The sequence below is a fragment of the Roseomonas aerilata DSM 19363 genome, assembly GCF_000711725.1.
Classification (GTDB): domain Bacteria; phylum Pseudomonadota; class Alphaproteobacteria; order Acetobacterales; family Acetobacteraceae; genus Roseomonas; species Roseomonas aerilata.
In genome coordinates this window covers 73,380-93,510 of the sequence record NZ_JONP01000005.1, presented here as the reverse complement: position 1 = coordinate 93,510, position 20,131 = coordinate 73,380, and the positions used below count along the sequence as shown (strand labels likewise).

General features: G+C 73.1%; 14 protein-coding genes and 1 pseudogene. 6 read left to right on the top strand and 9 right to left on the bottom strand.

The window, feature by feature from the left end; all coding sequences use genetic code 11:
* Positions 1-22 precede the first annotated feature (22 nt).
* Complete coding sequence (locus BO39_RS07560) at positions 23-2,089, top strand: TonB-dependent receptor family protein (RefSeq protein WP_052401745.1); 2,067 nt, start codon at positions 23-25, stop codon at positions 2,087-2,089.
* A 21-nt stretch (positions 2,090-2,110) separates the two neighbouring features.
* Here the strand turns inward: BO39_RS07560 and BO39_RS07555 are convergent, their stop codons facing one another.
* Together BO39_RS07555 and pgi are read right to left on the bottom strand one after the other, a co-directional pair.
* Entirely contained in the window at positions 2,111-4,090 is a 1,980-nt protein-coding gene (locus BO39_RS07555) for a glycosyltransferase (RefSeq protein ID WP_043831659.1), read from the bottom strand.
* A gap of 161 nt (positions 4,091-4,251) precedes the next feature.
* A complete protein-coding gene (pgi, locus tag BO39_RS07550) occupies positions 4,252-5,856 on the bottom strand; it encodes a glucose-6-phosphate isomerase (RefSeq protein ID WP_043831656.1) in 1,605 nt (534 codons plus the stop codon).
* Positions 5,857-6,002: 146 nt separating this feature from the next.
* Here pgi and BO39_RS07545 point away from each other — a divergent pair, with 146 nt between their 5' ends.
* From BO39_RS07545 to BO39_RS07530, 4 genes and pseudogenes are all read left to right on the top strand, one after another.
* Positions 6,003-6,374 (top strand): CidA/LrgA family protein, encoded by a 372-nt coding sequence (locus tag BO39_RS07545; RefSeq protein ID WP_043831654.1) that lies wholly within the window; start codon positions 6,003-6,005, stop codon positions 6,372-6,374.
* Positions 6,371-7,105, top strand: coding sequence for an LrgB family protein (locus BO39_RS07540; protein ID WP_043831652.1), 735 nt, complete (start codon positions 6,371-6,373; stop codon positions 7,103-7,105). Before BO39_RS07545 ends, BO39_RS07540 begins: the two co-directional genes overlap by 4 nt.
* 60 nt (positions 7,106-7,165) lie before the next feature.
* Positions 7,166-8,350, top strand: a pseudogene (gene rnd, locus BO39_RS07535) (ribonuclease D); the annotation flags it as partial.
* A gap of 207 nt (positions 8,351-8,557) precedes the next feature.
* Positions 8,558-9,256, top strand: a complete 699-nt coding sequence (locus tag BO39_RS07530) for a class I SAM-dependent methyltransferase (RefSeq protein WP_052401743.1) — start codon at positions 8,558-8,560, stop codon at positions 9,254-9,256.
* Between the two features lie 27 nt (positions 9,257-9,283).
* Here BO39_RS07530 and BO39_RS07525 read toward each other — a convergent pair whose 3' ends face one another.
* The 7 genes from BO39_RS07525 to tsaE all read right to left on the bottom strand — a co-directional run bounded on the left by BO39_RS07525 (position 9,284) and on the right by tsaE (position 19,680).
* Positions 9,284-10,249 carry a Bug family tripartite tricarboxylate transporter substrate binding protein gene (locus BO39_RS07525; protein WP_043831650.1) on the bottom strand — a complete coding sequence of 322 codons (966 nt, stop codon included), beginning with the start codon at positions 10,247-10,249 and terminating at the stop codon, positions 9,284-9,286.
* Between the two features lie 369 nt (positions 10,250-10,618).
* Positions 10,619-10,867 (bottom strand): hypothetical protein, encoded by a 249-nt coding sequence (locus BO39_RS07520; protein WP_043831648.1) that lies wholly within the window; start codon positions 10,865-10,867, stop codon positions 10,619-10,621.
* Between the two features lie 166 nt (positions 10,868-11,033).
* Positions 11,034-14,465, bottom strand: a complete 3,432-nt coding sequence (addA, locus tag BO39_RS07515; protein WP_043831858.1) for a double-strand break repair helicase AddA — start codon at positions 14,463-14,465, stop codon at positions 11,034-11,036.
* Positions 14,462-17,452: a double-strand break repair protein AddB gene (addB, locus tag BO39_RS07510; RefSeq protein ID WP_043831647.1), complete on the bottom strand. Its 2,991-nt coding sequence runs from the start codon at positions 17,450-17,452 to the stop codon at positions 14,462-14,464. Before addB ends, addA begins: the two co-directional genes overlap by 4 nt.
* Before the next feature lie 34 nt (positions 17,453-17,486).
* On the bottom strand, positions 17,487-18,212 hold the full coding sequence (locus tag BO39_RS07505; RefSeq protein ID WP_043831645.1) for a nucleotidyltransferase family protein: 726 nt from the start codon (positions 18,210-18,212) through the stop codon (positions 17,487-17,489).
* Complete coding sequence (locus BO39_RS07500; RefSeq protein WP_043831643.1) at positions 18,209-19,219, bottom strand: aminoglycoside phosphotransferase family protein; 1,011 nt, start codon at positions 19,217-19,219, stop codon at positions 18,209-18,211. Before BO39_RS07500 ends, BO39_RS07505 begins: the two co-directional genes overlap by 4 nt.
* Entirely contained in the window at positions 19,216-19,680 is a 465-nt protein-coding gene (gene tsaE, locus BO39_RS07495) for a tRNA (adenosine(37)-N6)-threonylcarbamoyltransferase complex ATPase subunit type 1 TsaE (protein WP_043831641.1), read from the bottom strand. Before tsaE ends, BO39_RS07500 begins: the two co-directional genes overlap by 4 nt.
* Positions 19,681-19,795: 115 nt before the next feature.
* On the opposite strand from tsaE, the gene BO39_RS07490 reads away from it, so the two are divergent.
* Positions 19,796-19,975, top strand: a complete 180-nt coding sequence (locus tag BO39_RS07490) for a hypothetical protein (protein ID WP_043831639.1) — start codon at positions 19,796-19,798, stop codon at positions 19,973-19,975.
* Positions 19,976-20,131: the final 156 nt, after the last annotated feature.

Sequence of the window (20,131 nt, the reverse complement as noted above, 5' to 3'; positions counted from 1 at the left end):
CCATGCCCGTCAGGAACCTTCCATGCCCTCGTCCCTTCGCGCCGCGTTGCTCGCGGCCGCCCTCCTTCCCCTGCCCTTCGCCACCCTTGCCCAGCCGCTGACAACCGGCGAGCCCGTGGCCGTGCCCGAGGTGGCCGTCACCGGCACCGCCCCTTCCCTCACCTCCCCCGATGCCGCCCAGGCGGCGGAGCGGCTGCGCGCGGTGCCCGGCAATGTCAGCGTCGTGCCGGCCGAGGAAATCCGCCTCCGCGCGGGCGTCACCTCGCTCCGGGACGTGCTCGAATACACCCCCGGTGTCTTCGCCCAGCCGAAATGGGGGGAGGACACGCGGCTCTCGATCCGCGGCTCCGGCCTCGCGCGGAACTCGCACCTGCGGGGCGTGCAGCTCACCCAGGACGGCGTGCCGCTGAACCAGGCGGACGGTTCCGGCGACTTCCAGGAGCTGGACCCGCTGACCTTCGGGCATGTGGAGGTGCTGCGCGGCGCGAATGCCTTCGGTCGCGGCAGCGCGACCCTCGGCGGCGTGCTGAACTTCGTGACGCCGACCGGGCGCAGCGACCCCGGTGCCCTGATCCGCGGTGAGATGGGCAGCTTCGGCTATCGCCGTGCCCAGGCGGCCTATGGCGTCGCGGCGGGCGGCTTCGATGCCTGGGGCAGCCTCTCCACCCTCAGCCAGGACGGCTTCCGCCGGCACAGCGACGGGGAGAGCCGGCGGTTCAACGGCAATCTCGGCTGGCAGGTGAACGAGGATATCGAGACGCGGCTGTACTACGGCTACAACCACATCGAGCAGCGCATTCCCGGCACGCTGACGCGGGCGCGGGCATTGTCCGACCCGCGCGCGGCGGCGGCGGCCAACCTGCTGAACGACTACCAGCGCAACATCGAGAGCAACCGCGTTGCCAGCCGCACCACCTGGCGGATCGCGCCGGGCGCGGTGCTGGAGGCCGGCGCCTCCTTCGTGCACCGCGAGCTGGACCACCCGATCTTCCAGTACATCGACCAGCGCAGCGACGACGTGAACGGCTTCGCACGCCTCACGCTGGAGGGCGAGGCCTCGGGGCTGCGCCACCGCCTCGTCGTCGCGGCCACGAGCGGGATCGGCGCGACGGATAGCAACCGCTACGTCAACAATGCCGGCCATGCGGGGCGCCTCACCGCCTCCAGCAGTGACCGCGCGCGCACCAACACGGCGACGATCCAGAACACGGTCTATGTGCTGCCCTCCCTCGGTCTGGTCGCGGGGGTGCAGGTCGGAGACGCCTATCGCGCCAGCCGGGACCGCTTCCTCTCGGACGGCGACGCGTCCGGCTCGGCGAGCTACCGTTACGCCAACCCGCTCCTGGGCGCCGTCTGGGACGTGACGCCGACGGCGCAGGCCTTCGCCAACCTCTCCTGGACGACGGAGCCGCCGACCATCTCCGACCTGACGCCGCTCGCGACGCAGGGCTTCTCCTCGCTGCGGGCGCAGCGGGCACGCACGGCGGAGGTCGGCACGCGCGGGCGGGAGGGCGGGCTTCAATGGGAGGTCGCGGCCTATCGCGCGGCCATCCGCGACGAGATCCAGCTTTTCGACCCCGCCGGCAACGGGGCGAGCTTCGCGCTCAACGCCGGGCGCACGCTCCACCAGGGGGTGGAGGCGGCGCTCGCCTGGACGGTGCTGCGCGACCTGCTGCCGGGCGACGCTCTCGTCCTGCGCGGCGCCTATACCTTCAACGATTTCCGCTTCGACGGCGATCCTCGCTACGGCAACAACAAGCTGCCGGGCGTGCCGCGCCACCTCGCGCGGGCGGAGCTGCGCTATCGCCACCCCTCCGGCGCCAGCCTCGCGCCAACTGTGGAATGGGTGCCGCAGGGGCTTTTCGCCGATAACGCCAACACGCAGCGGACGGGGGGCTACGCGCTCCTCGGCCTGCGCGGCACCCTCGACCTCGAGAACGGCCTCACCCTCTTCGTGGAGGGGCGGAACCTGACCGACAGGCGATACATCGCCAGCGCCTCGGTCGCGCCGGCCGCGACGGCGGCCTCGGCGCTCTACGAGCCGGGCTTCGGGCGCAGCGTCTATGGCGGGCTGGGTTTCCGGTTCTGAGGAATCGGAACCCGCCCGGCGCTACTCGGCGGCGGTGCCGAGGGATGTCGCAGCGAGGCCGGTCCTTCCCGCGAAGGCGGCGCGCTCCTCCGCCGTGGGCTCGGCCGGGGGCATGCCGAGATAGTCCCGCCAGAAGGGCACGGAGCGGTGGCGCGGGAAGGCCTCTCGCCAGCGCGCGCCGACCGCCGGCCCCTCGCGCAGCAGGCGGCGCAGGAGGGGGATCGCCTCCCGGACCAGGGCGCGGAAACTCTCGCGCGAGCGGCGGAGGATGGGCAGGTCCTTGTCCCACCAGGTCTCGAGCGCGAGGCAGTCCATCCGGCCCAGCCGGGTCCATCCGAAGGCCGCCATCTCCAGGCGCCGGGGCTGCGCACCGGGGCGGGTCGGGCGCAGCGTGCTCTCCGCCAGCGCGCGCGCCAGCCGCGTGAGCCAGGCGAGGCGATGGGGCGGCGGGGACAGAGGTTCGTGATCCGGCAGCACCACCCCGCGGGGAACCGTCTCGGCCGGGTAGCGCTCGCGTATCGCGTTGAGGGAGGCGTGCAGGGCGGCCGGCGCGCTGTTCAGGATCTCCGGCCCGCGCAGGAAGTCCGAGATGGCGCGAAGGATGAGGGCGGCGCTGTAGTAGCGGAAGGTGAGGAGGTGGAGGAGCAGCGCGCGCGCCATCCGCACCGCCATGCCGCGCGGCGCGGTGCCGAGGTGCAGGGCGGCCGCGACCAGCATGTTCCGCGTCTCATAGTAGAGCTGCCAGCTGCCGAGCTTGAGGTAGAAGGGCTCGTGCCAGACGCCCACGCCCGGCATCGCGACGGCGGGCACCCCGGCGCCGTAGAGGCGAAGGCCGAACTCCACGTCGTCGCCGCGAATGAAGACCGGCAGCGGCATGCCCAGCCGCTCCACGAGGGAGAGGGGGAAGCCGAGGCACCACCAGCCATTGAAGTGGATCGCGCGCGGGGCGACCAGCGCCGTGAGATTCCTGGGATTGCTGACGTCCAGCCCGTGGTGCTGCGGGTGGAAGGACCAGTTGGCGTCGCGGATGACGGCGCCGGCCTCGTAGACCTGCATCGGCTGGACCATGTCCAGCATGTGGCCGCCGAGCGGCGTCTCGTCGGTGGCCAGTCCGAAGAAGGCGGCCATGCGGAGCATGCTGTCGGGCTCGATCCGGATGTCGTCGTCGAGCAGCACGGCATGGGTGGCCGCGGGGTCGTCGATGGCGGCGAGGATGCCGCGGCCGAAGCCGCCCGCGCCGCCGAAATTCGCCTGCTCGATGATCCGCAGCTTCGCGGAGTGCCGCGCCAGGATCGGCGCGATGGCTGGGTGCTCCGCCAGGCCCGGGCGGCCCTGATTGACGACGTGGATGCGGGCCAGGCGCGAGAGCACCGCCTCGTCCGAGGTCAGGGCCGCCAGCACGGCGGCGATGTCGTTCTCTCGGTTGAAGGTACAGAAGACGGCGGCCAGGCCGACCGGGCGGGGGGTGGCCTCCGTCACCCAGGCGCCGCCGCGGACCTCGACCGGGCCCTCATGCGTGCCGATCGAGAAGGCGATCAGGCCGTGCTGGCGGAAGTTGATCGCTCCGTCCGGGATGGCCACGCGGACCGGGCCGCCTTCCAGCCGCCGCTCCAGCAGCAGCGTCTCCCCCATGGAGGTGCGGCGGGTGACGCGGAGGGTGCAGGCGCCCGACACGTCGAGGCGCAGGAAGAGCGCGCCGAGGGCGGTGCGCGCGCGCCAGTTCGCCTCGAAGAAGGCATTGAAATAGGTGTCGAAGCCAAGCACCGCCCCCGCGGGGATCCGCAGCACCGGCCCCGGCTCGGGCGCCGGCGGGCAGGACGCGAGGGGCGAAAGAGCGGCGAGGGTCCAGTAGAGCGGCCGCAGCGGCACCGGGCGGTCCAGCAGCACCCGCTGGAGCGTGACCTCCCCCGTGCCCCCGACCGTGCCACGCCCGTTCGCCGGTCGATCGGCCTCCCGGAAGAGGGCGGTCCGCTGGCTGTTCGGAAAGGGATGAGGCGGCAAGAGCGATTCCTGTGGCGATGGGACACGGCCGCAGGACGAGCTGGGAAACCTGCGCCTAACCGTCATCGACCGATCAGCGCGGGCTTTGCCTTAACATAGGAACGCCGGAATATTTCTGATGGGCAGAACGATGGATCACAAGCGCGCGGTCACGGACCTCGTCAGCCCCCACGCAGCCGGCGCAGTTCCGCGATGAGGGCGCTGGTGGAGGGGTCGTGCCGCCCCGCTGCCGCGCCGGGGGCGAGTTCCGGCAGGAGGGTGCCGGCAAGCTGCTTGCCCAGTTCCACCCCCCACTGGTCGAAGGCGTTCAAGCCCCAGAGGGCGCCGAGGAAGAAGACCTTGTGCTCGTAAAGGGCGACGAGCTGCCCGAGGGTGTTCGCGTCCAGCCGCGGCAGGACGAGGGTGGTGCTCGGCCGGTCGCCGGGGAAGAGGCGGTGGGGCAGAAGGGCTTCGATGGCCGCCGGCGACATACCCTGCGCGACCATCTCGGCGCGGACCTCCGCCTCCTCCCGGCCGCGCAGCAGCGCCTCCCCCTGGGCGAGGCCGTTGGCGAGGAGGTGGCGGTGGTTCTCCTCGAAGCCGTGGTCGGGCCTTGCCACCAGCACGATGTCCGCCGGCACCGGGGTGGTTCCCTGGTGGAGGAGCTGCATGAAGGAGTGCTGGGCGTTGGTCCCGGGCTCCCCGAAGACCACGGGGCCGGTGGCGCGCGGGACGGGAAGGCCCTCCAGCGTCACGCGCTTGCCGAGGGATTCCATCTCCACCTGCTGGAGATGAGCGGGGAAGCGGGCCAGGCGGTCGTCGTAGGGAAGCACCGCCCGGCTGCCGAGGTTCAGGCCGTCCACGTGCCAGATCTCGGTCAGCGCCATCAGCAAGGGCAGGTTCTCGGCCTCGGGGGCGGAGAGGAAGTGCTCGTCCATGCGCCGGGCGCCGGCCAGCAGGTCCGCGAAGACCTCCCAGCCGCAGGCGAGGGCGACCGAGAGGCCGATGGCGGACCAGAGGGAGAAGCGCCCGCCTACCCAGTCGTGGAAGCCGAAGACCTGGCCTTCCGGCACGCCGAAGTCGCGCGTGGCCTCCAGGTTGGTCGAGAGGGCGACGAGCTGCGCGTCCGCGGCCTCACCTTGGGCCCCGCGCAGCCAGTCCCGCACGAGGCGGGCGTTCACCATCGTCTCGGCGGTGGTGAAGGTCTTGCTGGCCACCAGCACGAGGGTGCGCGCCGGATCCAGCCGGTGGCGCAGCGCCTCCCAGGAGTGGCCGTCCACGTTGGAGAGGTAGTGGGCGCGCATCGGCATCCCGTGCCGCCAGAGGGCGCGTGCGGCCATCTGCGGGCCGAGGTCGGAGCCGCCGATGCCGATGCTCAGCACGTCCGTGAAGCGCCCCTCCGCGTGGATGCGGGCGCAGAAGGCGCGCATGGCGTCGAGGGTGGCATGCACCTCGGCCGAGGCATCCTCCCCGCCCGTCCGGAAGGCGCCGGGCGGGCCGCGCAACGCCATGTGCAGCACGGCGCGGCCCTCGGTGGCGTTGATCGGCTCCCCTGCCGCCATGGCGTCGCGGGCGGCGAGCACGCCCCGCGCGCGGGCGAGGTCCAGCAGGGCCTCGAGCACCGCGTCGGACACGGAGGTCTTGGAGAGATCGGCCAGGATGTCGCCCGCGCGGTGGGTGAAGCGGGCGGCGCGGGTGGGGTCCGCCATCAAGGGGCGGATCGCGGCCGAGCCGGGCTCGCCTGCCAGCCGAATCACCCGGCCCCAGGCCGCCTCGGTCTCCGCCATGCGGCTTCCGCCTCCCTCATGCATTAGGCGGGAACGTAGAAGGTGGCCAAAAGACGGGAAAGTCCTTGGGCGATCACCGGGTTGTGGGCGGGACCAGGGCTGGGGCGGGATCGCGGCCGCGGCACGATCCTCGCTACCCTGGCGCCATGATCCAAGGCGCCGCCCTCATCCTCCTCTGCCAGCTCGCCGGGGAGGCCGTGGCCCACGGCACCGGCCTGCCCCTGCCCGGCCCGGTGCTGGGCATGATCCTCCTGCTGCTGCTCCTGCTCCTCAACGACGCCCTGCCCCGGCCGGCGGACACCGGCTTCCTCGCTCCCGCCGCGGATGGGCTTCTCACGAACCTCTCGCTTCTGTTCGTCCCGGCCGGGGTGGGAGTGGTCGGGCGGTTGGACGTGATCCAGGCCTATGGTCTGGGGCTGGCGGTGGCGCTCGTGGCCTCCACCCTCATCGGGCTGGTGGCCACGGCCCTTACCTTCGCCGCCGTCGCCCGGCTGCTCCGCCAGGAAGCCGAGGCGTGAGCGGCTCGGCCGACGGGCTCGGGGATTTCGGCCTCTGGGTCTATCTCTCCCGCACGCCGCTGCTGTGGCTGACGGTCACGCTGCTCGCCTATGTGGCGGCAGACCGGATCTCGGCGGCGCTCGGGCGCCACCCGCTGGCGAACACGGTGCTGATCGCGGTGGCGCTGGCGGCGGGGATGCTGGCGGCGACGGCCACGCCCTACCGCACCTATTTCGAGGGGGCGCAGTTCGTCCACTTCCTCATCGGCCCGGCGACGGTGGCGCTGGCGCTGCCCCTTTATCGCAACCGCCGCACGGTCTGGCGGGCCATCCTGCCCATGGGGGCGGCCCTGCTGGTGGGGGCGCTCGCGGCCATGGTCTCGGCCCTGCTGATCGGCCGTGCCTTCGGCATCCCGGGGACGGTGCTGGCGGCGCTGGCGCCGAAATCGGTGACGGCCGGCGTGGCCATGGGCATCGCCGAAGGGCTGGGGGGCGACCCGGCGCTGGCCGCCGTGCTCGTGCTGATCACCGGGGCGATCGGAGCGGTGACGGTCACGCCGCTGATGAACGCGCTCGGCCTGCGGGACATGCGGGCGCGGGGCTTCGCGGCGGGGCTTGCGGCGCATGGCCTGGGCACCGCGCGCGCCTTCCACGTGAACCATGTGGCCGGGACCTTCGCGGGGATCGCCCTCGCGCTGAACGCCCTTGTCACCGCGATCCTCGCCCCGATCGTGCTCAGGGCGCTGCTCTGATCGTTTTCGCGCGCCGGAAAGGTTTGTGACGCGCGGCTTCTGCGCGTAAACCCGCCCCCCATGTCACGCCGCCCCCCTGCCCACGGCCCGGCCGCCGATCCCGCGCCCGTCCTCATCACCACCACCGAGCAGCTGGTCCCGCTCTGCGAACGGCTTCGCCAGGAGCCCTTCGTTACGGTCGATACCGAGTTCATGCGGGAGCGGACCTACTGGCCCGAGCTCTGCGTGGTGCAGCTCGGCGGCAGCCAGGACACGGCGGTGGTGGACGCCCTGGCGCCCGGCCTGGATCTCGCCCCGCTCGGCGCCCTGCTGGCGGACGAGGAGGTGGTGAAGGTGTTCCACGCCTGCCGGCAGGACGTGGAGATCTTCCTTCTCCGCTTCGGCCGCACGCCACAGCCGATGTTCGACACCCAGGTGGCCGCGATGGTCGCGGGCTTCGGCGACCAGGCGAGCTATGACAGCCTCGCCCGCGCGCTGGCCGGCGCGCAGATCGACAAGGCCCACCGCTTCAGCGACTGGGCGGCCCGCCCCCTCTCCCCCGCCCAGATCACCTATGCCGCGGGGGACGTGACCCATCTCCGCCGCATCTATGTCGCCCTGCGCGAGCGGCTGGCGAAGGAGGGGCGGCTCGACTGGGTGGCGGAGGAGATGGCGGCGCTGATGGATCCCGCCACCTACGGCACCGATCCCGACAGCGCCTGGGAAAGGTTGCGGCCGCGCACGAACAACCGGCGCTTCCTCGGCACGCTGCAGGCCATCGCGGCCTGGCGGGAGCGGGAGGCCCAGCGGGTGAACATCCCCCGCCAGCGCCTGCTGCGCGACGAGTCGCTGCTGGAGGTGGCGGCGACGGCGCCGTCCGACGCCGCCGCTCTCTCTCGCGCACGCGGCGTGACGGAGGGCTTCGCCCGCGGCAAGTCCGGCGCTTCCCTCCTCCAGGCGATCGAGGAGGCGCGGGCCCTGCCGGACGAGGCGCTGCCCGAGGCCCCGCGGGAGCGCTCCGGTGCCTCCCCCTCCCCTGCCCTTGTCGCGTTGCTGAAGGTGCTGCTGGCCGCCAAGGCGGAGGAGCACCAGGTGGCGCCACGTCTTCTCGCCAGCTCGGACGACCTGGACCGCCTCGCCACCGAGGCGCCGCCGGAGTTGCCGGCGCTGCAGGGCTGGCGGCGCCTCGTCTTCGGGGCCGACGCGCTGGCCCTCCGCGGCGGCGAGCTGGCGCTGGGCGTGGAAGGCCGGCGCGTGCGGCTGATCCGCCCGGAGGGGGGGCGGCCCGCGCCGGGGAGGCGCCGCGGCGGCTCGGCCAAGGCCGCCGCCGAGGCGCCGGCGGGCGCCGTTGCAACCCCCTCCCTCGCCACGGATTGAAACCCCTGCTTGCCCGGGACTGGCAACCGCGCTTGCGCGAAGCCGGCCCCTGGTCTAGCGCCCTCTACCGCCCTTCTGATCGGACGCTGACAACCCATGGCGCGGACCCTGCCCCACCTGACCGTCGATCCCACCCGCGACCACAAGCGCGCGGTGCTCGATGCGGGCGCGGTGCGCGACGCCTATCGGCGCTGGGCCGGCGTCTATGACGCGGTCTTCGGCGGCGTCTCCTCCTTCGGCCGCAAGCGGGCGGTGGCGGCGGTGAACCGCCTTCCCGGCAACCGCGTGCTGGAGGTGGGGGTGGGCACCGGCCTCGCCCTGCCACTCTACCGCGGCGAGAAGCGGGTGGTGGGCGTCGACCTCTCGCGCGAGATGCTCGAGAAGGCGCGCGAGCGGGTGGCGGCGGAGCGGCTCCTTCACGTGGAGGGGCTGGTGGAGATGGACGCGGAGCACATGGCCTTCCGCGACGACTCCTTCGACCTCGCGGTCGCGATGTTCACGGCCAGCGTGGTGCCCGACGCGCGGAAGCTCTTCGCGGAGATGTCCCGCGTGGTGCGGCCGGGCGGGCAGCTTCTCTTCGTCAACCACTTCGCGGCCACCGACGGCCCGCGCTGGTGGGTGGAGCGTGCCATGGCGCCGCTCTCGCGCGTGCTGGGCTGGCACCCGGATTTCGCGCTCTCCGACCTCATGGGCTCGGAGGTGGAGGTGGAGTCGCTCGAGGCCTGCCCGCCGGGCGGGCTCTTCACCCTCGTGCAGGTGCGCAACGGCCGGGCTGCCCGCGCCCTCGCGGCCTGACGCCGCCGGGCGCCGAAGGCCGCCGCCCTACTGCAGCTTGATCTCGCGCGAACGGATGACCTCGCCCCACTTGCGGTTCTCGGCGGCGTTGTAGGCGGCCCATTCCTCCGGCCGCTGCGTCTCCGGCGTCACGGCGAGCGCGGCCAGGCGCTCGCGGGTCTCGGGCGCGGTCATGGCGGCGCGGGCCATCTCGTTCACGCGGGCGACGATGGGCGCGGGCGTGCTGGCGGGGGCGAGGATCGCGATGTGCTCCACGGCCTCGTAATCGGGGTAGCCCTGCTCGCGGAAGGTCGGGATCTCGGGCGCGATGGGGCTGCGCTCGCGGGAGGAGATGGCGAGCGGGCGCAACTCGCCGGACTGGATGAGGGGGAGCAATCCGGAGGCCGCCTGGATGACCATCGCCACCTCCCCCTGCAGGGTGCCCTGCACGGCCTGGGCGCCGGCGCGGTAGCCGACATCGCCCATGGTGAGGCCGGCTGCCTGCAGGAACAGCTCGGTCGCGAGATGGGTGGAGCTGCCGGTGCCCGAATTCGCGTAGGTCAGGTTGCTGCCGGGGCGCCTGGCCATCTCGACGAACTCGGCCAGTGAGCGGGCGGGGGAATTCTTCGGCACCACCATGATCATCGGCTGGGCCGCGATCAGGCCGACGCCGGTAAAGGCGCGGTCGTTGTCGTAGGGAAGCTGGTAGAGGTGCGGCGCCATCGCGTAGGTGCTGATCGTGCCGACGAGCAGCGTGTAGCCGTCCGGCCGCGCGCGGGCGACCGAGGCGAAGCCGATGGTGCCGTTGGCGCCGGCACGGTTGTCGATGACGAAGGACTTGCCCGTGTCCTGCGAGAGGCGGGCGGCGAGGATGCGCGCCACCGCATCGGTCGACCCCCCCGCGGCCCAGGGCACGACAAGGGTGACGGGACGCTCCGGATAGGCGCCCTGCGCGCTGGCGGGGGCGGCGGCCAGGGCGAGGCCAGCGGCGCCAAAATGGCGGCGGGTGAGCATGAACGGATCCTCCAGCGACGGCCTTCAAGCCAAGTCTTGCGCGGGAGAATAGACGTGCCCGGAGGCTGCGCCAGCGGGTCAGGCTTTTTTCTGGGATGGTAGCGCTGATGACTCCGGGGAGAGGGAAAAGGAATTCTTCCTCTCCCCATCCCCCTCACCATCATCTCTTTCTATCCGGCTGAAATGCTTGGGGCCGGTGCGCCTCGGGTCGTGGTCCCGAGACGACGACACGTGAAGGAAGGTTCTTCGAGAAAGGGATGAGGATTTAAGGGCCTCGGGCACTTGGCAGGCTGGGACGAACGCTGCGCGTTCACCCGGAAGGTTCGGAGAGGGCGGTGCCCTCTCCGAGGCCGCAAGAACGAAAGCCGGTTACGAACCCTGGCCCTGGCCGCCGGTGGCGCCGCTGCGCTGCAGAAAGCCCTGCTGCGTGGCGCCGGCGGAGACCGGGTTGGTGGCAGCGAGGGGCGTGCGGGCCTCGCTATGCGTCCAGGCGCCGATGGCGGCGGGGCCGCGGCCGTCGAAGCCCTCGGCGAAGGCGCTACCAGCCAGGAGGGGGCTCATCGCCACCGCGGCGAGGCCAAGGGTGCGAAGGGACTTGGAGAAGCTGAAGCTAAACATCGCTCATATCCTGAGTGGATGGCGGCGAACCATATCGTCGTCTCGACGTGGGATATGCGCGCCCCGGTCGGACCTTTCCATACCGGAACGCAAATGGTCTCTATCCACGCGGTGGATGAAACCCGTACATTTTTCGTTATGAAATAGGGTTGAAAAGCGCTCCGGGTCAGGGCCGCAACCCAGGCGCGTGGGGGTCGAGCGCCGCGTCTGGTAGTGTCATCACATGGCCGGACCAAGTCCAGACGAGCGCGCATTCCACGGGCCGGTCCGGCCAGGCCGCGCGCAGGACGGCGCGATAGGCTGCCATCTGACGGAGGTAGGCGGGCGGCACCGCCGCCACTTCGGAGGGCGGAGGGCGGTTGGTCTTGTAGTCGATGACCAGCACGCGCTCGGGCGTCACCAGTAGCCGGTCCACCTGGCCGGCGATGGGGATGCCGTCCACCACGCCCGCCAGCGGCGCCTCGGCGAGGCTGCCGGGGGCGAAGGCGCCGGCCAGCGCCGGGTGGCGGAGGACGGCGAGCGTCTCGGCCAGCGTTGCCTCCTGCTCGTCCGGGTCGAGGCCGTGGCCGGGGCGGGCGAGGTGGCGGCGGGCGAGGCTTTCCCAAACCGCTTCCTCATGTTCCGGCAGGTGCTGGAGCAGGCCGTGGATGAGCAGGCCGCGGCGGAAGCGGCGGCCGCCGGGATCGGCGACGCCGTGGGGCGCGGCAGCGGGGGTCTCGGCCTCGCCCTCCAGGCGGGAGGGGGCGACCGGGTCCTCGCTCGCCTCGGGCGGGGCGGCCAGCGTGGCCCAGTGCGGAAGGATGGCAGCTTCGGCACGGAGCACGGCAGGGTCGGGCTTCGGCGGCACCTCCTGCGGGCTGGTGATCTCCCATCCCTCCTCCCGGAAGCCGCAGCCGGCGGGCAGGCCGAGCGCGGTGGGGTCGAAGGGCACGCGGGCGAAGCCGGGGCGCCCGGCCTCGTGGCCGCGGAAGAAGCCGGCCTTCACCATGGCGTGCCAACTGGGATGCGCGGGCGCGCGGGCGGGGGCGAGGCCGCAGACGAGAAGCCGGTCCTCCGCCCGGGTGAGGGCGACATAGAGAAGGCGGTTCTCCTCCTCCGCGTCGGCGTCCGCGCGGGCGTCACGGGCGCGGCTCCAGGGCTCGGCCTGGAACTCCCGGCGGGGCGCCCAGAGAGGGATCGCGGGCGCATCGTCGCGTCCGCCCGTCCAGAGCAGCGTGTCGCGCGCGCCGCCGCGGCCGATATCGGGGATGATGACGACGGGCGCCTGCAATCCCTTCGAGCCGTGCGCGGTCATGATGCGCACGGCATCGGCCGCGTTCTCCATCTCGCGCTTCACCTCGGCACCGCCGCGGCGCAGCCACTGCACGAAGCCCTGGAGGGACGGCGCGTGGCGGTTCTCGTGGCGCAGCGCGGCCGAGAGAAGCTCGTCCAGCGCCTCCGCGGCCTCGGCGCCGAGGCGGGCCAGCAGCCGCGCGCGGCCGCCGTGCTCACCGAGCACTTCGGAGAGGAGCGCGTGCGGCGTGATGTTGTCGGCGCGGTCGGCAAGGTCGGCGATCCAGGTGGCGGCCTGTCCGATCGGCGAGCTCTCGTGGCGGTGCTTGATGAGGACGTGCCAGAGCGGCCCCTCGCGGCCGTGCGCGAGGGCGAAGAGATCGCTCTCCGACAGACCGATCAGCGGCGACTTCAGCAGGGCGGCGAGAGAGAGATCGTCCTCGGGCAGCAGCAGCGTGTCGCAGAGGGCGAGCATGTCGCGCACTGCCATCTGCTCGACCAGCACCATCCGGTCCACGCCGCCGACGGGGATGCCGCGCTGCTTAAGCCCGCGCACCAGCAGCTCGATCAGGCGCGTGCGGCGGCGGACGAGCACCATCACGTCGCCCGGGCGGATCGGGCGGTCGCCGCGGGCGGGCAGCGTTTCCTCCCGGATCATGCCAGCGATGCGGGCGGCGATCGCCTCGGCCAGCAGCGCCTCGGAGTCCTGCGCGGCCACGGGATCGTGCGGCACCACCCAGGGCTCGGGCGCCGCTGCCTCGCTGCGCTCAAGCAACGGCCAGATCTCCACCCGCCCGGCATGGCCAGCGCGGTCGGCGGAATGCTCGAGCCTGGCGCCATCGCGCACCACGCCGCGCCGCGCCTCGCCATCGGCAAAGACATGGTCCACGAGCGAGAGCACGGGCGCGCAGGAGCGGAAGGAGACGGTCAGCGGCACGCGCTCGAACACGGCGCCGCCGCGGGTCACCTGCGCGTCGAAGCGCGTCTCCCACTCGGCGAAGCCGCGGGCGTCGGCGCCCTGGAAGCCGAAGATGCTCTGCTTCTCGTCGCCCACGACGAAGAGCGTGCGGTCGCCGGGCTCGCGCGTGCCGGTGCCGGCGAAGAACTCCTCGGCCAGCGCTTGTGCGATGCCCCATTGCGCAGGGTTCGTGTCCTGCGCCTCGTCCAGCAGCAGGTGGTCGAGGCCGCCGTCGAGCTTGAACAGCACCCAGGCCGAACCGGGGTCGCGCAGCAGGGCCTGCGCGCGGTGGATCAGGTCGTCGAAGTCGAGCGCGCCGCGGCGCTCCTTGCGGGCGCGGTAGTCGGTCAGCACAGGGCGCGCGGCGGAGAGCAGCGCGCCGGTCGCCGACAGCAGGCGGTGGGCGGACTGGCGCGCGAGGATCGCCTCAACCCGCGCGATCTCGGCGGCGAAGGCGCCCTCCTTCATCAGCGCCGAGCGCGGATCGCCCTTCTGCGTGAACAGGATCTCGCGCCAGGCATCCGACCGGGCGGCGCGCGCTTCCTCGGCTTCGGAGAGGATGCCGAGCAGCGCGGCCGCCGCCTCGCGCGGAACCTTGTTCTTGTGCTGCAGCAGGGTTTTCAGCGCGCCACGGAAGGCCTCGGGCGGGCGGACGACCTGCGCGGGCAGCGCGCTCTCGTCCTCGCCGTCCGGCAGGCCCAGGCATTGGCGCAGCGCACCGGCATGGCCATCGGCGTGATCCAGCAGCGGGCGCAGGCGCTCGCGCTTGCCGACGAGTTCGCGCAGCGACTTCGCGAGGCTGTCGGCGGAGACGAGGCGGGCGAGTCCGGCCAGCGCCTCGTCCGGGATGGAGCGGCCGGCGAGCGCGGCCTCGCGCGCCTCGGCCAGCAGCGTCGCGCTGTCCGCCTCCTCCAGCAGGGTGAAGGCGGGAGGCAGGCGGGCTTCCAGCGGGAAGCTACGGAGAAGCGACTGGCAGAAGGCGTGGATGGTCGCGATGCGCATCCCGCCCGGCTGCTCCAGCACGCGGCAGAAGAGGCGGCGGGCCGTCTCAACCTCGGCACGGATCGGCGGCTGGCCCGTCAGTTCCTCGAGCGCGGCGCGCAACTCATCCTCCGGCATCATCGACCAGCGGCCGAGGCGGAGCGCGAGGCGTGTCGCCATCTCCGCCGCCGCGGCCTTGGTGAAGGTGAGGCAGAGGATACGGCCGGGCTGCGTGTCCTCGCGCAGCAGCAGGCGCAGCACGCGGTCCGTCAGCACCTTCGTCTTGCCCGAGCCGGCGGAGGCGCCCACCCAGGCGGAGATACGAGGGTCGGAGGCGATCTGCTGGGCGAACTTGGCGCGCTGGCCGGCGGAAAAAGCCTCGTTCAAGCGCCGTCCCCTTCGCCCGCGCCGCCCCATTCGTCGAAGCGCGAGAGATGGTCGTACTCATCGCCCTTCGGCGCGCGCGCGGGATGCGGGCGGGCAAGGAAGGGGCGGTCGCCGAGGAGGAAATCCGTCGCCAGCGTGTTCAGCGCCTCGAAGGCGGCCTCGCTCACCTCGGGCAGGGTGGACTCCTTCGGGCGGAAGGGCGCGACGGTGCCGGCCTCGTAGCCGCCAGAGACGTGCCAGTGCTCCAGCGACGCGACCTCGGCCGCGGCGATGCCGGCGAAGCCGCCGCGCGCGGCAATCGCGGCCTCCAGCGGCATCTGCGGGGCGCGGCCATCGGCCATCTCGGCGTTGCTGGGCGGCGCGCCGGTCTTGAGGTCGATCAGCACGAGGCTGCCGTCGCGCAGCACGTCTACGCGGTCCGCGCGGCCTTCCAGCCGCACGCCGCAGGGCAGGTCGATGCCGCCGGTGATCTCGGCGTGGCGGCGGGTGACGCCGTCGCGCCCGCGCTCGGTCTCGAGCACGAATTCCGCGATGCGCGCAAGGCGTGGGCGCCAGTAGGCGACGAGGCCCGGGCGCGGGGCGAATTCCTCCAGCGCGCGTTCCGTCGCCGCGGCGAAGTGCTCGACGGCGTCCACGCAATGCGGGTCGCCGTCGCAGAGGGTGAGCCAGTGCGAGACCATGTGGTGGACGATGTTGCCGTATTCCGCCGCGTCCGCCTCGGCGTCGAGGTCGTCGAGCGGGCGCAGCCGCAGCATGCGCTTGGCGTACCAGGCATAGGGATCGGATTTCAGCAGCCAGACATCCGTCACGCCGATCTTGCGCGGGCGGAGGGCGGCGGGCGGCGCCGGGGCGGGACGGGCGCAGGGGCGCGCAGCATCGGGCATGTCGAGCAGGGACGCCCAGTCAGTGGCGGGGGAGGTCTCGAGGCCGCCGAGTTCCTGCCCGCGCAGGAAGGTGTCGAGCCGCGTCAGCCAGCGCGCGGGAACCGTGGGCGAGCCGCCGCGCTTGCGAGCGCGGGAGAGCGTGGCGCGCGGGGCGGAGAGCGCGGAGAGGAAGAAGTCGGCGCAGACGCGGCCGATGCGGGCCTCGGGCGCGGGCAGGCCGAAGGCGGTGCGCATCGGACGGCTCATCCAGGCGCCCGGATCAGTCGCGATGGGCCAGACGCTCTCCTCCAGCGCGCCGAGCACGACGCGGTCGAAGGATTGCAGCCGCGCTTCCAGCAGGCCGAGGATCTGCACGCGGGGATGCGATCCACCCTTGCGGCCGCGCATCGTGCGAACGCCGGGTGCGAGCGGGCCTTCCAGCAGCGCGTCGAAGAGCGCGGGCCAGGCGGCGGCTTCCAGCGGCGGCAGGGCGCGCATGGAGGGCTCCAGCCCCGCGAGATGGACGGCCAGCGGCTCGCCCTCCTCGCCGGAGTAGAGGCGCAGGCCGCCGGGGCGCTCGTCGGTACTCGCCAGGGCCTCGGCGGCGGCGAGGTGGTCGGCCAGGAGGTCCGCGGGCGGGCGCACGGCGCGGTCGAGTTCGCGGAAGTTGCCGAGGGCGGCCTCCAGCGCATCGAGCATCGCGAGCACCCGGGCACGCGGTTCCTCGTGGCGGATGGCCTCGGCGGCGCGGCGCAGGCCGTCCAGTCCGGCGCCGGGGCGCGGGCCGCGCAGTGCGTGGCGCTCCAGCTCGCGCACCGACCGCATCCAGTCCGAGCGCGCCATGCCACCGGCGCAGAGCGGGTGCTTGAGGAGGGAGAGAAGGGCGACCGGCGCGAAACCCTCCTCCACCGCGCGGCCGATGAGGCGGAGGAAGGCGCCGGCCGGCGTCATGCCGAGCGGCTGGCCGGCGGAATCGTCGGCGAGGATGCCGTGGCGCAGCAGCTCCACCGAGACGCGGCGGGCGAGGTCGCGGTCGGGCGTCACCAGCGCCGCGCGGGCGCCGGGGGTTTCCAGGGCTTCCCGCAGCAGCAGGGCAATGGCGGCGGCCTCTCCCGCCTCGTCAGGCGCGATCAGCAGGTCGAGGCCGGACAGCGCGGGGCGCCAGCGCTCGGACTCGCGCTCCTGCCAGCAGGCGATTCCCTCCTCCGGCCGCAGCGCGCGGGCGAGAAGGGCGGCGCGGGCCTCGTTCGGCGCGGGAGCGTCGGGCGCGCGGTAGGGCCAGGGGCGGAGATCCGCCACGGTGGCGTCCAGGCCGCGCAGGAGGCGAGCGGTGCCGTTCAGCGGGTGGCTATGCGCGTCCCGCAGCACCTCCCACAGATCGGCCGAAAGCTCCTCGCCGGCGCCATGCAGGACGACGGCGCCCATCTCCATGCGGGCGATCTGGCGCAGCAGGTCAGTCGCGGCCGGGATAGTGCCGCCGATGCCGATGCCGGCGGCGATGATGGGATCCTTCGGCGGGTTGTCGCGCCAGGCGCGGGCCTGGGCGCGCAGCGAGGCGACTCGGCGGGCGCCGATGTCCGACAGCCCCTGCTCGGCCAGCCAAGCGTGCCAATAGTTGATGGCGGCGCCGAGGAATTCGTGCGTGATCTTCCAGTGCGTGGCCAGCTCGCCGGTCACAAGGTCCGGAATGCCCGAAGGATCGCAGCCCTCCAGCGCCATCTCGTCGAGCAGCGTCGCGAGTTCCAGCGCGAGGCGCCAGGCCTGGTCGGGGTTGCTGGGGCCACCGAGATTCGGCGGCAGCTTCATCACCACGTCGGTCAGCACCGCAAGGCGGCGCGCGGCGTCCACCGCGGGCGGCTCGTCGAGCAGGGTGGGGAGCGACAGCTCCTCCGCGTCCTCGGTCGAGAGGCCGGCGAGCGCGCGCAGGCGGGGCAGCAGCAGTGCCTGCTTGCCGGAGGCGCGGAGGAAGGATTCACGGAGGCTGCGCGCGGCGCGGCGGGTGGGCAGGAGGATGGTGGTGCGGGCCAGCGCCGCCGGGTCCTCCATTCCCTCGACCATGGCGAGGACGCCGTGGGCGAGGTCGTCGAGGAAGGGGCGGTGCGCGGGAATCTCGTAGAGCCTCACCGCGCCATCTTCCCCTTGCCGTTCAGGAACAGCGCTAGAACAACCTTACCATTCCCTTGTCCAGCGCTTCTTCGGCCCGTTGCAGGTCCGGCGGTGTCGAAAGATGGAACCAGGCACCGTCATGCACCAGTCCGTAGAGGCGGCCGGCCTCGATGGCGCGCATCCAGGGGCCCATCAGGCCGAAGCGGCCGGGCCGCGTGCCGTCCAGCAGGCGGGGGTGGATGATCTGCACGCCGGCATAGAGGTAGGGCGCGACCTCGCGCTCCCTGGGCCGGCGGAGTCGGCCAATCGGGTCGAGGAGGAAGTCCCCGAGGCCGACCTCGCCCTCCACCTGCGCGGCGCGCACCATCAGCAGCATCGCGTCCATGCGATCTTCGTCGAAGGCGGCGGCGAGGCGAAGCAGGGCGGGGCTGGGGCCGTCGAGCCAGTAGGCGTCGCCGTTCACGCAGGCAAAGGGCGCGGCGCCGAGATGCGGCAGGGCGTTGCGGATGCCGCCGCCGGTCTCCAGCAGCTCGTCCTCCACCAGCACGGTGCAGCGGGGCGTGCGGCGGGCCTCGCAGGCGGCGACGACCTGGGGGGCGAGGTGGAAGGCGTTCACCACGGCCTCGCCGATGCCCGCATCCTCCATCCGGTCCAGCGCGTGATCCAGCAGGGAGCGGCCGCGCAGCGCGAGGAGGGGCTTGGGCACCGTCTCGGTCAGTGGGCGCATCCGCGTGCCGAGCCCGGCCGCGAGGACCATGCCTTTGCTCAGGGTGATCATGCGGCGGGTTCCATCCGGGGATTGGCGCGGAGCGCGCGCGGCACGTGCTGGTCGAGGAAGGCGGCGAGCGGCGCGGTGGCGGGGTGTTTCAGGGCCTCGTCCAGCAGGCGCCAGCAGCGGGGGCCGTGGGCGAGGTAGTGCGGCTTGCCGTCCCGACGGTCCAGCCGCACCCAGAGGGCGGCAACGCGGAGGTGGCGCTGGGCGGCCATGGCGGCGGTCGCGGCCGTAAAGGCAGCGCGGTCGATGCTGGGCCGGGCGGCCAGGTAGCGCTCGGTGGCGCTCCGGCGCACCGCCTGCGGCACGTCGCGTCGGGCGTCCTGGAGAAGGCTGACGAGGTCGTAGGCCGGGTGGCCGTGGCCCGCGTCCTGGAAGTCGATGATGCCGACCGAGGCGGAGCCAGGGCGGTCCGGCAGAGGCAGGAGGTTCGCGGGAAAGTAGTCCCGATGGACGAAGGCGCCCGCGCCCTCGAAGGGGGCGAGCATCGTACGGATCGCCAGCCGGAAGGCCTCGCGCTCGGCGGGCGTGGGGTCGCGGCCGAGGGCGGCGGGCCACCACCAGTCGAGGAAGGTGGCGGCGGCGGTGCGGGCCATGGCCTCCCCCTCCCAGGCCGGCAGGCCGGCCGGGGGCGGGGCTTCGTGCAGGGCGGCCAGGGTCTCGGCAGCGGCGGCGTAGAGGGGGATCGGGTCCGCCCCGGCGTCGAGCAGACTGGCGTGGGTGTCCTCGCCCAGGTCCTCCAGCAGCAGCAGGCCGGCGGGCGGGTCGGCGGCGATCACCTCCGGGGCGGAGAGGCCGATGCCCTGCAGATGGCCAGCGATAGCGATGAAGGCGCGAAGATCCGCCTCGGCCGAGGGGAGGCCCACAGCGGCGGCGGCGGAGCCGTCCATCAGGAGGGCCGGGCGCGGGCCGCCGGTCAGTCGGAGGTAGCGGCGATGGCCGGCATCCCCCGGCAGGGGCAGGCGCGCCGCGGCCGCGAAGCCGTGGGCGGAGAGGAATGGATCGAGGCTCATGCGGTGGCGAGGGCTTCCAGTCGGCGGGCGTCCCAGCCGGCGAGGGTGGCGCGGCGGGCCTCCTCGGCTTCGGTGGGTAGGAGGGTGATGCGGAGGGCGTCGGCGGGGGCGAGCGGGCCGAGGCGGTCGGGCCATTCGACGAGAACGATCCCCTCCCGCGCCTCCTCCCAGCCGAGTTCCGTCAGGGCGGCGGGGCCATCCAGGCGGTAGAGGTCCAGGTGGTGCGCGGGGCCCGCCGGCAGGTCGTAGGACTGGACGAGGGTAAAGGTGGGGGACGGCACCTCCAGCGCCACATCGCCGCTCGCCGCGCGCAGGAAGGCGCGGGCGAAGGCGGATTTCCCGGCGCCCAGCGGGCCGTCCAGCAGGATGGCGTCGCCCGGCCGGGCCAGGCGGGCCGCACGGGCCGCGAGCGCGCGGGTCGCCGCCTCGTCGGGCAGGATAAGGGTGAGCGGGGCGGTCATGGGCGGGGGGCAATCTGCCCCCGCGGCACCGGCCGCGGCAAGCCGGTTGGAAACCGAGGCGGCGGCGACCGGTTAGCCCCGCATCGCTGCCCCGAGCCCCTGGAAGGACATCCCCATGCGCCTCATCCGCGCCGCCCTGTTGCCCGCGCTGCTGCTCGCCACCCTCGCCGCCTGCACCGGCGGCAACCGCACCTTCGGCGAGCGCGCCCGCGACACCATCGATCCGCCGAGCGGGCCCGTGGAGTCCACTGGCCGCGCCGTGGACCGCGCGATCGACCGCGTGCGGCCGAACTAACCGCCGCGCTTCGTTCTAAACGGTCCCGGGAGGTGGCGCCGGGAGGGAGAAGGAATTCTCCCTCCCGGACCCTCCCTCATCTTTTTCTGTTTGGCTTTCGCGGAGGGCTGAACGGCCGTCTCGCCGGGGGTCAATGACCCCCGGCGCGGCCGTGTT

Excerpts from the sequence above, each read along its gene's own strand:
- BO39_RS07560 (WP_052401745.1), top strand. The coding sequence starts at position 23 with ATGCCCTCGTCCCTTCGCGCCGCGTTGCTCGCGGCCGCCCTCCTTCCC.
- pgi (WP_043831656.1), bottom strand. The coding sequence starts at position 5,856 with ATGGCGGAGACCGAGGCGGCCTGGGGCCGGGTGATTCGGCTGGCAGGC.
- BO39_RS07545 (WP_043831654.1), top strand. The coding sequence starts at position 6,003 with ATGATCCAAGGCGCCGCCCTCATCCTCCTCTGCCAGCTCGCCGGGGAG.
- BO39_RS07530 (WP_052401743.1), top strand. The coding sequence starts at position 8,558 with ATGGCGCGGACCCTGCCCCACCTGACCGTCGATCCCACCCGCGACCAC.
- BO39_RS07525 (WP_043831650.1), bottom strand. The coding sequence starts at position 10,249 with ATGCTCACCCGCCGCCATTTTGGCGCCGCTGGCCTCGCCCTGGCCGCC.
- BO39_RS07520 (WP_043831648.1), bottom strand. The coding sequence starts at position 10,867 with ATGTTTAGCTTCAGCTTCTCCAAGTCCCTTCGCACCCTTGGCCTCGCC.
- BO39_RS07505 (WP_043831645.1), bottom strand. The coding sequence starts at position 18,212 with ATGATCACCCTGAGCAAAGGCATGGTCCTCGCGGCCGGGCTCGGCACG.
- BO39_RS07500 (WP_043831643.1), bottom strand. The coding sequence starts at position 19,219 with ATGAGCCTCGATCCATTCCTCTCCGCCCACGGCTTCGCGGCCGCGGCG.
- tsaE (WP_043831641.1), bottom strand. The coding sequence starts at position 19,680 with ATGACCGCCCCGCTCACCCTTATCCTGCCCGACGAGGCGGCGACCCGC.
- BO39_RS07490 (WP_043831639.1), top strand. The coding sequence starts at position 19,796 with ATGCGCCTCATCCGCGCCGCCCTGTTGCCCGCGCTGCTGCTCGCCACC.